General features: G+C 63.8%; 13 protein-coding genes. 7 read left to right on the forward strand and 6 right to left on the reverse strand.

Features of this window, described 5'->3' with window-relative positions; genetic code table 11:
* Positions 1-72: 72 nt before the first annotated feature.
* The 5 genes from CK951_RS06295 to CK951_RS06315 all read right to left on the reverse strand — a co-directional run bounded on the left by CK951_RS06295 (position 73) and on the right by CK951_RS06315 (position 9,136).
* Positions 73-2,115 carry an AIPR family protein gene (locus CK951_RS06295; RefSeq protein WP_157764513.1) on the reverse strand — a complete coding sequence of 681 codons (2,043 nt, stop codon included), beginning with the start codon at positions 2,113-2,115 and terminating at the stop codon, positions 73-75.
* Positions 2,112-3,128, reverse strand: a complete 1,017-nt coding sequence (locus CK951_RS06300; RefSeq protein WP_096785346.1) for a PD-(D/E)XK motif protein — start codon at positions 3,126-3,128, stop codon at positions 2,112-2,114. The genes CK951_RS06295 and CK951_RS06300 overlap by 4 nt, the downstream gene beginning before the upstream one ends.
* Positions 3,125-5,836, reverse strand: coding sequence for a Z1 domain-containing protein (locus CK951_RS06305; RefSeq protein WP_157764514.1), 2,712 nt, complete (start codon positions 5,834-5,836; stop codon positions 3,125-3,127). The genes CK951_RS06300 and CK951_RS06305 overlap by 4 nt, the downstream gene beginning before the upstream one ends.
* Positions 5,837-5,874: 38 nt before the next feature.
* On the reverse strand, positions 5,875-7,380 hold the full coding sequence (locus tag CK951_RS06310; protein ID WP_096785348.1) for an ATP-binding protein: 1,506 nt from the start codon (positions 7,378-7,380) through the stop codon (positions 5,875-5,877).
* A gap of 211 nt (positions 7,381-7,591) precedes the next feature.
* Positions 7,592-9,136, reverse strand: a complete 1,545-nt coding sequence (locus tag CK951_RS06315) for a DNA cytosine methyltransferase (RefSeq protein ID WP_096785349.1) — start codon at positions 9,134-9,136, stop codon at positions 7,592-7,594.
* 66 nt (positions 9,137-9,202) lie between these two features.
* On the opposite strand from CK951_RS06315, the gene CK951_RS06320 reads away from it, so the two are divergent.
* On the forward strand, positions 9,203-9,673 hold the full coding sequence (locus CK951_RS06320) for a very short patch repair endonuclease (RefSeq protein ID WP_096785350.1): 471 nt from the start codon (positions 9,203-9,205) through the stop codon (positions 9,671-9,673).
* A gap of 261 nt (positions 9,674-9,934) precedes the next feature.
* Here CK951_RS06320 and CK951_RS20970 read toward each other — a convergent pair whose 3' ends face one another.
* On the reverse strand, positions 9,935-10,390 hold the full coding sequence (locus CK951_RS20970) for a hypothetical protein (RefSeq protein WP_157764515.1): 456 nt from the start codon (positions 10,388-10,390) through the stop codon (positions 9,935-9,937).
* Positions 10,391-10,426: 36 nt separating this feature from the next.
* Here CK951_RS20970 and CK951_RS06330 point away from each other — a divergent pair, with 36 nt between their 5' ends.
* The 6 genes from CK951_RS06330 (at position 10,427) to CK951_RS06355 (ending at position 18,703) form a co-directional block, all read left to right on the forward strand.
* On the forward strand, positions 10,427-10,765 hold the full coding sequence (locus CK951_RS06330; RefSeq protein ID WP_096785352.1) for a hypothetical protein: 339 nt from the start codon (positions 10,427-10,429) through the stop codon (positions 10,763-10,765).
* 235 nt (positions 10,766-11,000) lie between these two features.
* Positions 11,001-11,768: a hypothetical protein gene (locus CK951_RS06335; protein WP_157764516.1), complete on the forward strand. Its 768-nt coding sequence runs from the start codon at positions 11,001-11,003 to the stop codon at positions 11,766-11,768.
* Complete coding sequence (locus CK951_RS06340; RefSeq protein WP_096785354.1) at positions 11,765-13,996, forward strand: Mu transposase C-terminal domain-containing protein; 2,232 nt, start codon at positions 11,765-11,767, stop codon at positions 13,994-13,996. The genes CK951_RS06335 and CK951_RS06340 overlap by 4 nt, the downstream gene beginning before the upstream one ends.
* Before the next feature lie 913 nt (positions 13,997-14,909).
* Positions 14,910-15,896, forward strand: coding sequence for a TniB family NTP-binding protein (locus CK951_RS06345; RefSeq protein WP_096785355.1), 987 nt, complete (start codon positions 14,910-14,912; stop codon positions 15,894-15,896).
* Positions 15,893-17,737, forward strand: a complete 1,845-nt coding sequence (locus tag CK951_RS06350) for a TniQ family protein (RefSeq protein WP_157764517.1) — start codon at positions 15,893-15,895, stop codon at positions 17,735-17,737. Before CK951_RS06345 ends, CK951_RS06350 begins: the two co-directional genes overlap by 4 nt.
* A gap of 558 nt (positions 17,738-18,295) precedes the next feature.
* Positions 18,296-18,703, forward strand: coding sequence for a cell wall hydrolase (locus CK951_RS06355; protein ID WP_232520700.1), 408 nt, complete (start codon positions 18,296-18,298; stop codon positions 18,701-18,703).
* The last annotated feature ends 43 nt before the right edge of the window (positions 18,704-18,746 follow it).

An 18,746-nucleotide genomic window follows, 5' to 3' on the forward strand; every position in this document is an offset into this window, starting at 1 on the left:
GCAGAGTTCCGCGGGCGCATTGAAACGCGCGGCGTCGCCCAGATCCAGCCATAGCTCCAGATACGACGACGCTCAGCCCTTGAAACCTAGCAATCGAGCCTCTGTCAGAAGCTTCTCACCATGCACCGCCTGCTTGCGGGTAGGCGGCTTGCCATTGCCAGCAGCCTTGCCGAGGCTGAACGACAGCGACCGCTGCCATGGCTGGAGGCTCTGGGTGTCCTTCGCCCAAGCGGCAAGGTCGAACCAAGTCTGCGACGGCACGGCCGACACCCGCGCGAGTTGTTCGCTTTCCGCGGCGCTGACTTGCTCTTCGAAGACGTGCGCGCCTTCCGCCGTCCGCGCGCCGTCGCGCGTCACGAGTTCTGCCTTTAGGACCGGCGGAATCTCGATGGCGAGGTGACAGAAGCCTTCCCAGCAGGGGAGCTTCTTCGCCCATTCGGTCACGTTCTGACCGCCGGGCGGATTGGTTATGTGTTCATGGGCGTGATGACTGAGCGTCTCGACAAATCCGGCCAGCGCCGGGGTCAATTCTTGGGTTGCCCAAATGCCATCGAGGTTGATCCGGCGTTCGGTGTGATGGGAGAGCCAGGCGATGCTGTAGGTGACGATGTTCGCGCGGTAGCCGCCGAACTTTTGACGCGAGACGATCTTCTCTGACTGACGGAACAGGATCGCCCGGGCCACCGCACGTTCGAACCATCGCTCGTCAGGCTCGAAATCTCCGCGCTGCTGCAGCATGTCCATGTAATCAAGATAGCACTTTTGCCCGCCCCGGCTGACAATGTGCGGCAGCTGCGACCAGCTGTGCTCGTACTTTGCCAAATCCGTCTTGGTGATTAGCTGATTGCGCGGATGGATTAGCTCCCATTTCCGGCGTTCGGCTTCGGTACGGTTCTGCGCCAGCGCGTCATGATACTGGCCGCGGGCACGCTCATAAAACCAGCGTGTCTGCCGCTGGAACCCGCCCGCCGGCGGCGCCCATATCGAGCGCGACAGTTCTTCCATCCGACGGTGAAACACATGACTGGACGAAAAGTCTGCCATGTTTACCTTGTTCTGGTTGTTGGCGGACTGTGAGATGCGCGGCGCGATGTCGTCGATGTCTCCGTCCGACAGGATTTCGGTGATCTTCACTGGCACCTGCAGCCTTGCAGGGTCGGCGTTGTCCTTCCGCCATGCCCGGAAGATCGAACCGGTGGTCTGTCCGCCGTTGACGATCTGGAAGTCGCTCGCAGAGAGTAGGTCGGCAGTCCCGTCACCATGATCCACTAGTTTTATACCGGAAGCGGTGACCGACAGTCCATTGTTGAAGGCTAGGAACATCTCCGGCTCTTCGATGATGGTCTTTCGTATTCCCTGGTTAACCTTCCCCTTCAACTGGAGGAAGCTGCGAACGTTGCGCTCCAGCAGCCGAGGCCCGTGCTGACGATACATCTCGACGAGGATGTCGCCGGTTAGCATCGTCATCAGGCAGCGATAGCCGGCGTCGGGAGGGGTGGCGACGATACACCGGACCGACTTCCCCATCCGGCCGAAATCGACTTCTATCGGTTCGCGATCGACACCCGAGGAGCGCGCGCGCATCAGGCGGCGCAGATCCCAGAGATGACTGGAAACCTCGATCCGCCCGATCATCTCGTTCTCGATGCGGTCGATGGTGGCGATGCCGTCCGTCAGCACGAAGAGGCGGACGTGACTGAGATCGTTACGCGCGTCGTGGATCGCGCGGCACATGTCATAGCGATCGAGCGCCGCCTCCATCGAGCGATGCTGTCCGTGGAGCGACCGCGACAGGAAAGTGGACAGGCGTCGAAAGGCGGCGTCGACATCCGCCTTGGGCACTGTTCCCGCCTCGCCATCCAGCCGGGGTAGCGACAGGTAGAGGTCGAGCCGATCGCCGTCTTCCGACAAGTACCAACCGCTGCAGCGCATGCCGCGGCCTTCGAAGTCGCAAGCCATACCGTCATCAATTTCTGACGCATCGACCAGATATTCGATCATGAGCTCAGTGAAGGCGCTCGCGCGCAGCGCCCCGTCCTCTGCCGCGTCCGCCCTCGCAAAGACGTCCTGCTGGAGGTCTCGCGCAAACTGGCCCAGTTCCTCAGTTTCGGTCACGCTCCGCACCCGGTCATGTTACGCACGGTCTCTTCATCCATTTCCCATGCGCCAAGGTCGTCGGCGATGATCGAATAGTGGATGTCGCCCACCCCGGCCGGCAGGTTTGTCGCGGTCAGCCTCGGAAACATTCCTGCGACGCGGAACCACCGGGTCAACGCGACGCGATAGCGCCGCGCCTCATACAGCGGCGCGTGGACGTCGAGATAGTCGGCGAGCAGCAGGCGCTCGTCGAACAGTCGGGCCGCAGGCTCGTCACCGGCCAACCGCAGCCGTAGCTGCGCGACCAGGTCGGGCAGCGACTGGCCATGGGCCTCGCTTTCGTCGAGCCGCACGCTCGCAAGGACGAGCGTGTCGTGCGGTTTTTCGTCGAGCTGCTTCTCGTTCGAGATCATGATCTTTGCGTGACGCTTGGCGAGTGAGGCCTTGACCTCGATCGCAAGCCCTCCTCGGCGAAAATCTTGGTGGGCGCTGTCGGAGCCGACCCAAGCCGTAACGCCATCGAGCAGGGTTCCGCTCTCGAGAAACAGCCGATCCAAAACGACGAGTTCACCAAACAGTCCACGCTGTCGTTCTTCGGACAGGCCGTCCGGCGCGATCCGATCAAACAGGCCCTGCCACATGCAGAGCCGGTCAATGCAGACCCGCAGCGCTGAGTCCGAGCTGTGCTTGGCGACGATGGCGTTGACAAGATCGGCCGAGAGGACTGCGAATATCTCGCGCAGCCGTTCCTCCTCAAGGACTATCTTCAGCCGCGTGCGTTCGGGGTGACCGCCGCCGCCATGTTCCTCGTGGGTCACGCGGACGCCCCTGCAGCGCGGAACGCGCTCCGCCAGGTCGGTGACATGTCCATCGCCTTCCACCAGAAGACCGCTGCGTCCCCGAGGCCAGAAAATGCAGGCAAAGACATCGACCGCAGCCTGTGGGTCGAGCCGCCGTCGTTCCATCCCAGACATGCTGTGCCGCGCAGCCGCAAGATTCGCCCAGCGCTCGATGAGGTCAGCCGGTGTCAATCGAAGAGGTCCTCGAGCTGCTTCACGCTGTTCTCGGCATATTCGATCTCGCGGGCATTCTCGTCCCAGGGGAAGCTGACTGCAAAGCCCATCAGCGGCGTCGATCCCGCCCCAGTGTCGATTGGATAGATCAGCAGCAGGCCACGCGATGGATCGCGCTGGCGGCGGATGAAGGGTCCACTGGCACTACTCGGCCGGTCGCGCTTCGGCGGCTTCTTAATATCCCACGCTGCCAGCGTGGCATCATATGCTCTATCAATCTGGACTCGATCGAGGTCGAGCACCTCGTCGGAAGGGCTGACGAGGCGGCCGATCGTGTATTTCCCTACTTGAGTAGGCGACTTGTTTTCGCGGCGCGTGAGGGGGATGTCTTTGTAGCCGCCGATGTCATGCCGTCCGCCGCCGCGCCCGCCGGCAAGCAGGCCGACGGTCCATTCGTCAAGGCGCCCATCCGACACCCGATCGAATATGTAGTCAGCGATCGCGCGCGAATTCGCCTTCCAGGATTCTCTCGCAGTCTCAACTCGCGCCATCAGAGCCGCGACATCCCCGCCACCGATGTCGGTCCAGATATAGCGGTCGCTTTTAGGCTGGATCACTGGCAGCCCAGTGATGAAACTGGAAAAGGTCTCGAAGTTGCGATCCGCGCTGGCGGTGTCGAAAGAGACTGTCTCGGAGATCGTGCCGGAAAAGCCGGCGCGCACCTTGCTCACGGCGCGCATTTTGTTCGCCGCTGTGATCAGCATGCCATTTGGATGCGCACGGACGCGGTTGCCAAACTGGTCGGGGGTCTGACCGGTCGCGTACATGAGGTCAAATTCCTCGCGCAACTCGGCGGTTGCAACGGCAATGTGACGATACCAGGTCACGAGATCGGACGACGTGTACAGACGGCAGAGGTCGGCATAACCAGGACGATAGCCGAACCACCGTCCCATCTGCATGAGCGTGTCGTACATTTTCGAGGTGCGGACAAAGTAGCTGACCGAAAGGCCCTCAAGAGTAAGGCCGCGCGACAGCTTGTCACCTCCGACAGCGATCACCGAAAGGCCATTAGGATGCTCGGCGTAGTCCAGCGCATCCTTGGCCGAACCGTTAATCTCCCGCACCTCGATGCGGCGTGCGGCGTCGAACAGTTGCTCTTGCACCTGATCCCATTCCACCGGCGCGAGTTGATGATCGGCAAGCATTTCGTGCAGCGCCGGAAAGCTCGCCGCGAAGTCGCTGCGCCAGAGTGCTTCCAGACGATCAAGCGCATCGCCGCCGGTACCGGGATATTCGAGCTGACGGCGAATGTCGGTCAGCTCCTCCTCGATTAGGCGCGCGACCTGCTGCTGGACAAGCGTGAACCGTGTGACATGGACGAGCATCGAGTTGTCGACCGACACATCGCCTCGCACCCGACGGGCAGCGCAGGCGAGGATGAAGGCGAGGATGGCCTCGTGTAGTGTTTCGGGCAGCTCGGCGACCGGATGCTCCTTATTGTGCTTGGTGGGGAAGATAGTCTCTGCATCGTCGACTTCCCGGATGATGGGTAGTCCCCGGCTCTCGCCGTCGGGACCCGGACGAGCTAGACCGAAGACCTTCGTCGCGCCAACGTAATTGGAGGGCGCCGGTAAGTTGATGATGAAGCTCCGAGGAAAGAGGTCCTCGCCGTAATTCTTGCTCCATCCTTCGTGGTGGATGAAGACGTTCGCGAACGGCGTGGCCGTGTAGCCGACATACGCGCTCTTCTCGAAGAGCGTCAGCAGCCGGCGGATGTGCTTGTTGGTATTGGTCGGATCGGCATCTTGGTCGATGTTGCCGTTCTCGTCGCGATACTCGTTCGTGTTTGCGGAGGCATAGTCGGCTTCGTCGTCGATGATCAGCAGCGGCACGCCCCGAACGATTTCACCGCCGGGCACGCCCTCGTCCTTCTCTGCCCGAACCTTCAGCCATTTGTGCAGGTTCTCGAGAATGCTGACCCGCTTCTTGACTACCAGCAGCACCGGATCCTTCCCGCCCGGAATGATCTTCGTTCCCTGCGCGGTAGACAGCTTGAAGTCGCCGCTCTCCATGCTGCTCGTCAGCGAATGGGCGACGAGAAAAGGCGCGCCCGGCAAGGCTCCTGCGCCGATGCGCTGGTTCTGCTGGTCGGCCCGCAGATTGAGACGGGTATCGAATCCGAAGAAGCCCTCGTCGAGACGGATCTGTGTCTGACTGCGCAGGCTGTTGTGCACGCCAGCCATCACGATGACGAGGGGATATCCGGCGTCGACGGCCTTGCAGATCAGGCCGGTGTAGTTAGAGGTCTTGCCGGATTGCACATCACCAACGACGAGACCGCGACGATCCCATTCCCCGTCGGTCAGCGGATCGCGCAGTCGGTCGAGAATGTCGTCGGTCAAGCCGTCAAGCTGTTCGACCACGTCGTGCGCCATTCGCTTCCGGAGCTCGAGATACTTACGGTAGCGGGACCAGAAATGGAACCTCCGGTTCTCGCGAGCCGCCTTGATCCACGCCTTGAAGTCGCGGTCGTCGATGACTGAATAGCCGCCGACATAAACATTATTGTTGGTCTCCAACTCGCGGCGAAGGCGATCGGCGTTGATGCCGTCAAAGTTGGGCATTCCGGCCACGGTCGCCACGGCCCGGTCGAGCGCCTCGGGCGTAACGCGCGTCTCCATCATCAGCAAGCCGCTTGCGACGGCATAGGCAGCATCGAACATCGGCTCCCCCGGGCCTCCCGCCATAAAATCCACTCCTGCTACTGTCCGGTCGCCGCTTCATCGAGGAAGGCGGCCACCAGTTCGGGATACTGGTTGAACGGATCCATAGTCAGGAGCGCGCGCGCCGCGTTGGGGCGGCCGCGGCCGTCCTCTAGCAGGGCTTGGAACGTCTCGGCCATGGCCGTTTTGAGATCGGTCGCGGAGTCCTCGAACGGCTGTCCGAAACCGTCGGGTGCCTCTGCGTTGTTGATGACGACCAGCGGGGTCGGAATCGTTTGTTCGACGAGCGCGAGAAGGGCACGGACCGGAGCTCTGTCGTCGGCCGTGTCGAGCACCTTGCGCACTAGCGGATGATCGCGGTTGATCTTGTAGTAGGTCTTTCCGCGCTTCTCGACTTGGTTCCAGAGGAACACGTCGTTGCTGCCGAACTTGCGCTGCACGACCTTCCCGCGATGTCGATAGATGCTCGCAGCCTGACCCCGGGCAGTGCGGGCGATCCGCAGGAGATCGCGGCGAAGCGCGGCCGGCGGTCGCGCCCGGGACTTCTTGACGTCGATTTGCCAGAGAAGATCGGCGGAGTTGGCGAGATCGATGCGGATGCGGGCGAGCTTGAAGTGCTCTTCCTTCTGCATGCCAAGGCCCAGCCAGTCGCCTGCGACCAGCAGGCGCTTGTTGCGGTAGATGTAGAAGCCCTGATGAGCATTCCATCCCCGAGGGCCGGCCGCCTTTGCATGCTGCTCGGGCGAGATCCGCGAATGATGCGGCAGGATGAACGCCTTAACCTTGATTGCCTCGCCATTGGCAACGAGCGCCTCGGTTGGCAGAGGGTCGACCTTGTCGGTGTCCTCGAGAAATGGATCCCAAGGGTCGATCTGGCGTCCGTTGAGGTGAAGTCTGACCGCATTCCTTCCCCGCAGAAATCGGTGGAACACCATGGCGAGATGGGCCTTCACGGCATCGGCGCGCTCGCGGAAGTGCTTCTGTGCTGTCTCGTCGTCGGCGGTGGCATGGCCAACAAGCTGGTCGAGACGGTCCCAGAAGAGGATAGTTCCCTGCTCCTGACAATCGAGCAGCACCCGGTCCTCTTCGCTCAGCAGATCTCTCCCCTTGAGGAGCCGCCATTCGCCGGTTCCGGTCGAGGCGATGTAGTCGAGGTCCCAGCGCCGAATGCTGATCTCACCGCCACACGTCTTCGACATCACGGTGAGACAGCGGCACTGGGAGATGGATGCTGTTTTCATGCCGAGCCCAAAGCGGCCGAGATCCTTTTCGCCGCGAACCTCGAGCGGGCTGAGACTGCCGGGCCGCATTGCTTGGCGCAGCGCATCCTCTGTCATGCCGGTCCCGTCATCGCGGATCGCGATGCGTGATTCGCTGCCGGCCCAGATCATGTCGATCCAGATGTTCCGGGCGTTCGCCGATATACTGTTGTCGATGATGTCGGCGAGCGCAGTAGGAAGATCATAGCCGAAAGCGCGCAGGGACTCGAAGAGCTCGGCTGCACCCGGACTGGCGAGATCATACTCTTCAATGTTAACCGACATGATTGAGCGCTGCAGCCGCCGTCACGGTCTCGTCACCAAGTCGCCGTGCATAGGCGATATCCCTGAGACCCTCGATTGATGCGGCAGCGTGATGAGTAGCATCTGGCCGTCTGTAAGCAATCATTTCTCTGCAACTTGCCCGGTAGTCTTCGTCTCCCATCAGGCTCGATTAAGATGGCACAATCAAGGCCAATCGGACTCTCGAGGAAGCTCAGGTGTCAGTTTTTGTCAGGGCGGCGTACACGAGGCCTGCGATCTGCCTCGCAAGAAACGGGGGAACCGCATTGCCGACCTGAACATATTGCTGGGTCCGGTTTCCGAGAAATAGATAGTCGTCGGGAAAGGTCTGCAGGCGAGCGGCTTCCCGCACCGTCAGGCTGCGGCACTGCAAGGGATCGGGATGGATGAAATAATGGCCGTCCTTGGAGATGTGACTGGTCACCGTCGTTGACGGCTCGTGGGCAAGCTGGACGCGGAAGCGGTCGCTGAACACACCGCTGTGCCAGTTCCTGTGATCCGGGCTGAGAACCAGGGGGAAATCCGCGGCCTTCGGGCTGTAGCCACGTGCCTTGCCGAAGACGGCAGCAAACAGGTAGCGGCCAAGGTCCGGAGCCATGTGGCCCCTGGTGGTGTGTTGGGCCAGCGCCCGCAGGTCCGGACGCTCCAGCCAGCGCACCAGGTCGTCATTCGACGTTCCGTAGCCTGCAGGAAGCACGGCTGAAGAGCGTCGGGTCTCGGCGCCGTGCTTCAGGAGTTCCGCGACCTCGCGGAAGTCGGAGTGCAGGGCACCGTCATTCTCGCCCTTCAGGATATTCGCGAGACGTTCCGCGAAGCCGACCACTTCCCATTGCCACGCTATCGCACTGTCGGTCGCTCGACTGATGCCGCTGCGCAGCGGCGGCAAGTTGCCTATGGTCTCGGCGACCGTTCGGAGCGTGCCCAGAACCGGAATGCTTGCTCCTGCCGCCCGGGCTGCCAGATCCGACCGGAGGCCGACGATGATGACGCGATGGCGGCGCTGCGCGACACCGAACTCTTCGGAGCGCACGATGAAGTCGGATGGCCTCGTCGCCTCCTGCAAGGTTGCCTTTCCATCGGAGACGCGGATAGCTCGCAGTTCGTATTGATGGCCGTGACCCGCGCCCAGGGAGGCCAGGTCTTCCATCAGCATTTCGAAGACCAACCGGCTTTCGACGGTCGAGGACAGCATGCCCTTGACGTTCTCCATGACAAAGGCGGCCGGCCGCAGGCGATCCAGCACCCGGATGTACTCCCGGAACAGGTAGTGGCGGTGGTCCTCCTCGGGGACGTAGTCGGCCTTTCCCCGCGACCGCGCCCGACCGACCAGCGAGTAGGCCTGACAGGGCGGACCGCCGATCAGGATCGTGTCGTCAAAGGTCTTTCTCAGCTTGCCGATGGTCTCGTCGATGGCCACGGCGCCCGGATCAGCGCCCAGTTCGAGGCAGCGCGCCTCGCTGGTGGCTGCGGCCCATGAGCCGGCGTCGACCTCTGCCCAGTCCGGTTCGTCCGTCCGTCCGGCATGGAACTTCACGAAAGCTTCCGGCAGGGCACCATGCTGCAAACCGAACGCGCGAAGGAAGGCGCGAAGAGTAAGTGTCCGATGAGCCGACGCCTCCTTCTCGACCGAGATGCCGATGTGGAACGGTGAGTGCGCATCTACGTTGAGCGAGGCAAACCCCTCGCCGAGGCCGCCCGGGCCTGCAAACAGATCGACGACGCCGAAAGTGGCTGGCAATTCATGGTCCTCTCGGATTCGGTTGATGGTTGTATACTGGTTCCATAGGCCGAGACCAGGAGGCAGATGACAGACATCGTCGACAGCCGGACCCGATCCCGCATGATGTCCGGGATCCGCGGAAAGAACACGAAACCTGAACTCGTCCTGCGCCGCTCACTGCACGCGGCGGGGTACCGGTTTCGACTTCATGCAAAGGGGGTGCCTGGAAAGCCGGATATCGTGATGCCGAAGTACCGGGCCGTCATCCTGGTGCATGGCTGCTTCTGGCATCGCCACGAGGGGTGCCGGTATTCGACCCTTCCCTCGACGCGCCCGGAGTTCTGGATGGCAAAGTTCAAGGCAAACGTTGCTCGGGATGAGGTAGTCCGTGCGGCTCTCCTCGAGGCGGGATGGCGGGTGGCCACGGTTTGGGAGTGCGCCCTGCGCACCGGGGCAGGTGTGGCGGCCGCTCGGGAGCGCATCGAGGCATGGCTCCATGGTACAGGCGCCGAGCTTCATCTGGGCGAGGCTGATCACGTGGCCACAGCGCGTTGAAGCCGCGTAGTGCCATCATCAAAAGAATAGGCGCGCGGCGCGTCCGCCCACCGCGCTGTCATGGCAGCAGGCGGCGGGATCCTACGGCAGCTCAAATCGGCCGCCCCCTCGATTTTGTTCTTCCGAATTCCGAGGAACGGCCAATATCACCTGCAGGAAAGGTCAGCAGGAGGGGTTCAGGCGACAGGCTTGGCGGGGCAGGAGGCGGCTCCGCGACAGGGTAGCAGGGGTGGGAGACCCCGTGTCCGACCCTCTTGACGATCACGACAGATCGCCGCTTTCAACGGGCTCCATCCAATGCCTTTCGATCACCAATCCCATGCCAACCTCTTCGCCGTCCAGGCCTGGCTGGATGAACATGGAACAGCGGCGGCCAATGCCGCGCGCCTTCTCCGTGGCGCTGCGGCGGCCGATGGTGTGTTCCGCCTCATCCATGACGTGCGACACGCTGAGCGGTTCTCGCGGCTCATGCGCACAAGGCTCGAGGCCCTGCATCGCCTTCTGAGCCTCGAGGACGCCGACCGGGATCCGTTCCCGTCGATGCTCCCCCTGCATCCTGCCGATCCGCGGGTGCTGGAGATCTGCCTCCTCGCCGACAACCTCTCCAGCCTCCTTTCGGAGATCGCGCCGGCACAGCCCGTCGCGGCCTGAGCGCTTCACCGGAGACCAGCCGCCCCAGGCGGAGCGGCTGCTTGAACGCGCCAGTTTGTCCGTCACGGCCGTCGCCGCGCGCTGGCGCAGGAGCAATCCTCGATGACAGTGTTGCAACCCGACTTCCCGGCCCCCGAACGGCATGAGCGCGCGACCCGCATCCGGGCGCATCTCGACCGCCACGGAGCCTCGCTGGCCGACGTCGTCGCCGCGATCGACGACGTCTTCGTCTCTCACGCGCTGGAGACGGCCGGCGTGCTGGCGGCCGAGGCGCCCGCTGACTATGCCGAGCCGATCGAGGCGCGGCTGCAGGTCGTGCTCGAGGCGCTTGAGTGCGTGCCCTTCGAGAGGCTGCAGCGGCATGCCGGGAAATTCGCAGGACCCGATCTGGTGTCCGCGGCCCGTTGGCATGGCGCTCGGCTGACGGATCTTCTGTCATGAACTCCCGCAGAGCGGCAAGGCCGTCGAGCCCTGCCGCTCTGCGGCGCCCGGAGGGCTGTGCCGTGCCTGCCCTCCGAGGCCTTGGAGGGGATGAGCCCGACCTTCGTCGGAGACGTGGCACCCCACGAAAATCCTGAATCCGTCTGTCAAGAAAACCACCCGCAAATCTTCGTCCGTCTTTGCCCGAGTGCGTCCACTTCCCGCGCACCTGACACCAAGCAGAGGATTCAAGCGCATGTACAACGCTTCCATCGACGCGGAGCCTCCCGGTTCACACGTCATGAATCAGGGGCTTCAGCCTCCAAACGCACCGAAGAGTCGGGAAGTTGGCCCGGCTCGGCCGGCCTCGGACGGCCGGCTCCTGCCGGCGACGCGACAGGGCGATCGCAAGGTTGCAAATGCGTCGACCGGGCATTGCACGGTTTATGCGGTGCTGGGGCAGGGGCCGGGCGTCCGCTTCGAGGCGGAGTCCCACATCGAATTCTGCCATCTTCTCCGTCTCAGCGTCGCCCCTGGCGTCCTCCACCTGCAGGAGCAGGTTCTCTTCCGGTTCGGCGCAGGGGAGGAGGACAAACACTTCTTCGACATGATCGCGACGATGACCTCTGGTGCCCGGATCGCTTACACAGTGAAGCCCGAGGTGGAGCTCCGCTCGCATGATTTTCTTTCGCACATGGCGGTCGTCGCCCGGCACGTTCGCGTGAAGGGCTTCGCATCCGAGGTGCGCCTGCTAACGGAGGCCGATCTCGATCCCGTCGATCTGCACAACGCAAAGGTTCTCGCCGCGCTTCGCGATGCCGACCCCGAGGCTGATGCCGCGGCTCGGGCTTGCATCTCAGGGCTGATCGGCGCGCTTCCGCTCTTCGAACTGGCGCGGCTTATCGGCCTCGAAGCCCGCGGTCACCGCGCTCTTCTTCGTCTCCTCCGCTCGGGCGAACTGCGCCTTGCACGCCGCGAGCGGATTTCACCCACCTCCCTCGTGCACAAGGAACTGCTCCAGTGAGCCTCGACTTCGACTCCCGCTTTCCCCGCTTCCACATCGGCCCGCTTGATCGGGTGACGATCGACGGCATGCGGTTCCGTCTGCTCCAGCAGCTGTCCGAGGCCTTCGTTCTGGTGCCGGTGGACGGCAACGGCCTGGTCCAGACCTTCGCCTTCAAGCACCTGAACACGCTGAACGCCGACGGGCGGATCAAGCATGAAGTCGACTACTTCAACCCGATGATCGCCCTGCGTCGGGCGGCAGGTCCTGCCGAACAATGGCTTGCGCAGCTGACGCCGAAACAGAAGGACCGCGTCGACCGGCACTTCGCCCTCGTCCAGGGTTTCAACGACCTCTACCGTGCAGGGAGGGTGAAGAAGACAAAGGAATCCATCAAGGCATCCCGCAAGGAGATCGTGGAGGCGGCGCTTCCGTATCTCCAGACGACGGTGCCCGTGAAGGCGATCGACCGTTTCGAGGAGGAGCGGAAGAAGGAGGCGCAGGAAGCGGGGGACAACAAGAGCGCTGCTGCTCACGGGGGCAAGGCCGTGCTGTCCGTATCGCCGCCGCATCCACGAACCTTGCTGGAGTGGGTCAGGAATGTGGACAAGTTCGGCAAGATCGGCCTGGTGGATCGTCACCACGAGCGCGGGGCGCGCGGCAACGGATATGAAGTGGAGGTAAACGCGCTTCTCGCGGAGACCGTCGAACGAACCTACCTAAACCTGAACCGGAAGACCAAGAAGCAGACCGAGGACGCCGTCCGGGATGCCTTCCACGACGAGAACAAGCTGCGCGCTGCCGACGGCCGACCGCTGCTTAAGGTGCCCGGACGCCGCGCGGTCCGCCAGTACCTTGCCAGCCTCGAGGCCTTTTCGGTCACCCTCGCGCGGGAGGGCATCGAGAAGGCCATGGCGAAGCACCGGCCGGTAACGACAGGTCTCGAGGTGACACGCCCGCTCGAGCGGGTGGAGATGGATGAATGGCGGATCGACCTCATCACGCTGATGTCGCAAGCCGGATTGCTGAAGCTTTTCAGCGCCGAGGAACTCGAGGTTCTCGGTCTCAACGACAAGAAGTCACGTTGGTGGATGGTCGCGGCGATCGACTGCCGCACCAGGGTGCTCCTCGGCGCGATGCTCACCAAAGATCCGAAGGAGAGTTCCTCGATGAGCTGCCTCCGCATGGTCGTCAGCGACAAGGGCGCCATTTCGGATGCCGTCGGCGCGGCCTGCCGCTGGACGGAAGCGGGCGCGCCGGAGGTTCTGGTTACCGACAACGGACCGTCGTTCAAGTCTACGGTGTTCACCGACGCCTGCAACGACCTCGGGATCACGATCGAGCGGACCATCGCCGGCATGCCGACCATGCGCGGCACCATCGAGCGCCTGTTCCGTACCTGCGGCATGGGGCTGCTTCCGCGTCTGAACGGGCGGACCTTCTCCGACGTGGTCGAGAAGGGGGATCATCCGGCCGAGAAGCGCGCGTGCCTTGATCCCGAGGACATCTGCACCGTGCTCGTGCGCTGGATCGTTGACATCTACCACAACACCCCGCACGGCGGCCTTGGTGGCCGGACGCCGCGAGAGCAGTGGGAGGCCGATCATAGGGACGGCAATTATCCCCTCAGAGCGGCGCCCGACCGGCGGGCGAAGCGGCTGGCCTTCGGAAAGGCGCGCACGGTGAAGGGCACGAAGGCCGGGATCACCATCTTCGGCGCCCGCTACCAGAGCGAGGAGTTGGCACGGTTCATCGTTCTGCGCGGACCGCGCTTCTTGCAGGTTCGTTGGGATCCGGAAAACCTTGGCGCGATCGAGGTGGAACTCGATGGGCAGTGGTACGAGGTGCCCGCCGTTCACGACTTCCTCGACGGCCTGCACCTTCAGGTCTGGATCGCCGCCCGCCGTGCCTTGCGCAGCCGGTCGGCGACGCGGGAAGCCTGGACGGCGGATGTGGTTCGTGAAGCCGTCCGGGACATCGAGGCGCTGAACCAGCACCGCGCGCTGCAGTTCAAGCTCATCGACAAGCCCTACAGCGACAAGCACCTCAAGCACCTCGAGGAGTCCCTCTTCACGTCGTTCCGGATCACCGATGCGAAGCCGCAGGTCGTGCCTGCGCCGGACGGAGGGGGCCGCGTCATCATCGAGGAAGACCTGGATGCGAATGCCGGCGAGGACGGCATCGCGGCAGCATCTCGTACCGCACAGCATGGACGCCGCTCGGACGATGACTGGGAGTTCCCCGAGTAGGATCGGAGCCACCACACACACGATGCGGAGCCCCGGCAGGCCAGACCTGCCGGGGCTTCTGCATGCTTGGGGGCAAACCTGGGCACGCGCCTCCGCTAGTGATGTCGCTCGTGACGGGGTGCGGAGGCGAGCCGTGAAGCCGCGCGGCCACGTCGACGCAGCAGCTTCCGCGTCCTGCACCATCCCTGTCGTTCCGCTGCGCTCACCTTGTTGTGGAGCAGGCTCCCGGACCCCCACCTCGACGTCACGCGCGCCGCGGCTGGTGCAATCCGAACCTCATCGGGGGCAGGGGATGAGGCGATGCTGTACCTCTTGCTCTGCCTCTCGCTTGTGCAGGGTCCCCAAGCTTCAGGCTGCCGCCCCCTGGCTCCAGTCACAGCCGATCCCGGAGCGGCGCCCCGCCGGGGTGCGGCCGCGGGCGCACACATTCCATCTGCAGAGGGAAGCTGGCAGCTGCATCCGAGGAGCGTTAAACGGAACAATTGCCGCAGCGGCAGCCGACAGACCGACCGGCAGGTCGATCTCGGCAAAGCACCCGAGGTCGTCGCCGGGCGGACGGGGCTCGCCTTCATGAACGACTGTCCGCTGTCCCACGTGCAGCCCTTGAAATGAAGACGTTCAGCACTCCGTGCAGCGAACCTGAATTGGCGTCGAAGCCATACCAGTCGAGCGTGTCCGCGTTGATCGTGGCCATCGGGCGCAGGTGCGGAAGGCCCGATCACATCCTGTCACCAGGCATGGTCGCCCGAACCCTCACCGGATGTGAAATTTTCGTTTCCGGATTTTGAAAGGCGACCAATCTCACCTATGGCGCCGGCTGAAGGGCCCGCGATGGGAAATCCGGCGCCGCTCGATCAACCTCGCTGCGAGTGCTCGATCACGGGCAGCGACATCGTGAAGAACGAGACCAACCTTGACCCTCATCTTCCCCCAAGCCGCCGCTCGGCTGACCCAGCTGCGGAACATCCACATATCCAACTGGCGCGACAAAGAAGTGCGCCTTCACCTCGACCGGCTGTTCAAGGTCGACGAAAATGGCCATCAGACCGCCGAGCCCATCCGCTTCACGGCCAACATGGAGACGCGGGGGATCGCCCTGATCGAGGGTGCGGGAGGCGGCAAGACCACTGCAATCCGGCACGTCCTCGCATCGACGCCCGCTCTCAACCCCGCCGACGGCGCGCCGCGCTACCTCAGCATTCAGGTCCCGAGCCCGGCCACCCTCAAGAGCCTCGGACTCGAAATCCTGCGTGCGGCAGGTATCAGCGGTATCCAGGAGCGTGCCAAGGTCTGGCAGATCTGGGATGCCGTGCGCCACCGCCTCGGCAAGAAGGGCTTCGTGCTGCTCTGGATCGACGAGGCCCACGACCTCTTCCTCTCGCGCTCGTCGCGCGAGATCGACGACATGCTGAAGATGCTGAAGGCGCTGATGCAGGGGGAGTCGGCGGTGGTCGTCGTCCTCAGCGGCACGGAACGGCTATCCGAGATCACCGCCTACGATCCGCAGGTCAACCGCCGGTTCACCAAGATCCTGCCCCGCGACCTCGACCCGCTCGACGGCGGCAACATGCTCGGCATCGTGGGCAAGTACGCGGCCAAGGCCGGCCTGCAGTTTCAGCCCGGCGGCGAGATCGCCGGACGCCTCATCCATGGTAGCCGCGGACGGTTCGGGCGGGCCGTCGAGACGACGATCAACGCCATCGAACGGGCGCTCGCGGAAAGCTCCGGCGCCCTCACGCGCGAGCATTTCGCCGAAGCATGGGGGATGCAGGAGGGCTGCCGCTGGGAGGAAAACGTCTTCGTGGCGGACAGCTGGAGCGCCATCCGGCTCGATCAGGCCGCCGAGGAATTCGAGGCGGACCGCAGCGCGCGCCAGAAGAAGCAGCGCGAGAGGTCGTGACCTTGAACCTCGGGAAGGACACTCCGCTGCTCGCCGGCGAGAGCATCATGTCCTGGGTGGCCCGCATAGGTCGCGAGGAGGTCGGCATGGAGCCTGCCGACTTCCTGCGCTTCATGACCCTGAGCGGGAGGGACATCATCGATGCCACACCCGCGGGGATCGCCCGGCTAAAAGAAGTGACCGGTGTCGCTCCCGCGGATTTCCTGCGCGGCACCTACGTCCGGATCGACGATCGGCTCTACGACCACCAGGGGCAGCGCTTCCACGCCGAGTTTGGGGGAAGGGACCGCACAACCTACTGTCCCGCATGCCTGCTCGCGGATCGCGAGCGTGAGGGTCTCTCCGGCGGGCAGCGCGTCGGCCGCGTGAACTGGTTGTTTGCGCCGGTTCGCACCTGCCCGATCCACGATCTTCCGCTCGTCCGGAAGCCCAACCGGACCTGGTCGGACCGGTTCCAGGACATGGAGATCGTGGCGCCTGCGGATGAGGAACTTCAGGTTCTTCTGGGGCGCACCTCCATCCGGCGGGTGTCACCCCTGCAGACCTACGTCGAGGGGCGCCTCGAAGGGCAGGAGGGTCCGGCGTGGCTCGACGGGCAGCAGATCGATCTGGCTGTCCGGGCCACCGAGATCCTGGGGATGTGCGTTCTTCGCCATCCCCACGTCGAACTTCCGGCGCAGACCGAGACCGATTGGGACGAGGCGGGAGCAGTCGGCTACCGCTTCACGTCGCGCGGGACCGAAGGGATCCGCGAGGCTCTCGACGAGATCCGCTCGCCGCCCTGCGTCACCCGCAAGCGCGGCGGTCCCCAGGCGATCTTCGGCCGTCTCTACCAGTGGCTTCAGTACAACAAGAGCGCCAAGGACCGCGGCCCGATCCGCGAGGTGGTCCGCGAATATCTTCTCGAAACGATGGCGATCGAGCCGGGCACCATGCTGTTCGGCGACGCGGTGCCATCGCGCCGCCGCCACTCCGTCGCCAGCCTGGCGCGGCAGTTCGGCCTGCACTACCGAACGCTGAACCGGGCCGTCGTCCTGACGGGCCTGATGCCGGAGGGAAACGCGGATGTACTCGACCGGTTGCTGACGGTCGACGCCTCGGACGGCGAGCGCCTCGCCGAACGCATGCGCCGGTCGCTCTCCGTGACCGCGATGCCCGCGTACCTGAACTGCTGTCGTCTGCAGGCCGAGGCTCTTGTTAGGCACGGGGTGGTGACCCGGATCGGCGAAGACCGGAATAACGGGCAATTCGGCCTGAACATGGTGGCCGTCGAGGATCTCGACGAGTTCCTTGCCCGCTTCCGGTCGGCCGGTACCGGAGCATCGGCTTTGACCGCCGGCATGGCCGATGTGGTCGAGGCGTCCAGGATCCTCCGCTGGCCGGCGATCGACATCATCAAGCTCGTGCTCGGCGGGCGGTTGGAACGCGTCGCGCTCCTGTCGGCTGACCTGAAGCTCAAGTCCGTTCTCGTGGATACCGAAGAGGTGCGGGAGCGCCTCCGTGAAGGGGACGGTGAAGGCCGGCTATCCGTGGTCGAAGCGGCGGAGAGGCTACAGCTCGAACCCTGGGCGGTCCAGAACTTGACGTCCGGGACCGACAGCAAGGGCAGGGCTCTGCTTCCTTTCACCAAGAGCCGCAACGCCGCGGGCCAAGTCCGACTCTGTTTCGACCCCTGCGATGTGGAGGCCTTTGCGGACGCCCATGTCGAACTCAGGGCACTTGCGGCGGAGCGCGGCATCTCTACCAAGGTCCTCCAAGCCGAATTGTTGAGACTGGGGATCCACGCGATCCTGCCGAAGTCATCCCTGAACAAGCTTGTCTATCGACGAGCGGACCTCTGAACCTGCAGACTTGACCTTCGACGCGGCCGCCCCTTGGGGCGGCCGTTTTGCTTTCAGGCGCATCCTTTCTCGCTCGGGCACGAGGGCGACAAACGCGTGACAAAGAGGGGGAATTAACGGCCGAATGGCAGGCGCACCTCAATAAAAGCAAGTAGTTAGTGTTTGCCGGAGGGCGTTATTCCCTACCTCCAACAGCGGTTGTTGAACGGGGTAGGAATAAACGCCCTTTTCCCGTCATTTCGGCGCCCTTTTTTTCGAGGGTATGGCGCCCTCTGCCGATAAGCTGTTGAAATGTTTCAGGTGGAGCGGCGGCATCTTCCGCTCCACCCAGCCGGCCCCCAAGCCAGCACATCGGCCCTGACCTGGTGCCTGTTGCACGGAAACTTGCGGCAACGATCCGGCAACATGGGCCCTTGGAAACGGAGGTTCTGGTGTGACCGGATCGTCTGCATCAGAGCCAGCGCGCATGAGAGTAACCAAGGACCTCGGCCGCTCCCTGAACCGAAAAGGCGGCGCTGGCGACACAGACCCGCTTCAAGCTTCGCGGATGAACCAACGATGAGATTTCCCCGAGCAACATCGCCCATCGCCCTGTGCCTCGCCCTGACAGCGCTGCTCGGTGCCTGCGGGCGCAGCCCGCAGGAGTGCATGGAGCGGGCGATGTATTTCGAATCCAACCGCTCCAGCCGCGACGGGATGGTCGCCGTGGGCAGCGTGGTCATGAACCGCGTCGAGTCCGGCCAGTATCCGAGGTCGGTCTGCGGCGTCGTCGGCCAGCGCGGCCAGTTCGCCCCCGGCATCATGTCCCGCCGGATGGACTCGAGGTCCTTGCCGCTGGTGCGCGAGACCGCTCAGTCCGTCCTGCAGGGCGAACGTGACGAGCGACAACCAAGTTGTCCGACACCGTCAGGCAAGTTGGCCGCTGGGTTGAGCCGGAGGACGGGCGTAGCCCGTCCCGGAGGCTGAACCCAGCGGCTGGCCCTCGTTTCGGGGGAGAAGGGTGGGTGCT

Source organism: Rhodobacter sp. CZR27, assembly GCF_002407205.1.
Lineage (GTDB): Bacteria > Pseudomonadota > Alphaproteobacteria > Rhodobacterales > Rhodobacteraceae > Cereibacter_A.

Excerpts from the sequence above, each read along its gene's own strand:
- CK951_RS06305 (WP_157764514.1), bottom strand. The coding sequence starts at position 5,836 with ATGTTCGATGCTGCCTATGCCGTCGCAAGCGGCTTGCTGATGATGGAG.
- CK951_RS06310 (WP_096785348.1), bottom strand. The coding sequence starts at position 7,380 with ATGTCGGTTAACATTGAAGAGTATGATCTCGCCAGTCCGGGTGCAGCC.
- CK951_RS06320 (WP_096785350.1), top strand. The coding sequence starts at position 9,203 with ATGACAGACATCGTCGACAGCCGGACCCGATCCCGCATGATGTCCGGG.
- CK951_RS06330 (WP_096785352.1), top strand. The coding sequence starts at position 10,427 with ATGACAGTGTTGCAACCCGACTTCCCGGCCCCCGAACGGCATGAGCGC.
- CK951_RS06335 (WP_157764516.1), top strand. The coding sequence starts at position 11,001 with ATGTACAACGCTTCCATCGACGCGGAGCCTCCCGGTTCACACGTCATG.
- CK951_RS06355 (WP_232520700.1), top strand. The coding sequence starts at position 18,296 with ATGAGATTTCCCCGAGCAACATCGCCCATCGCCCTGTGCCTCGCCCTG.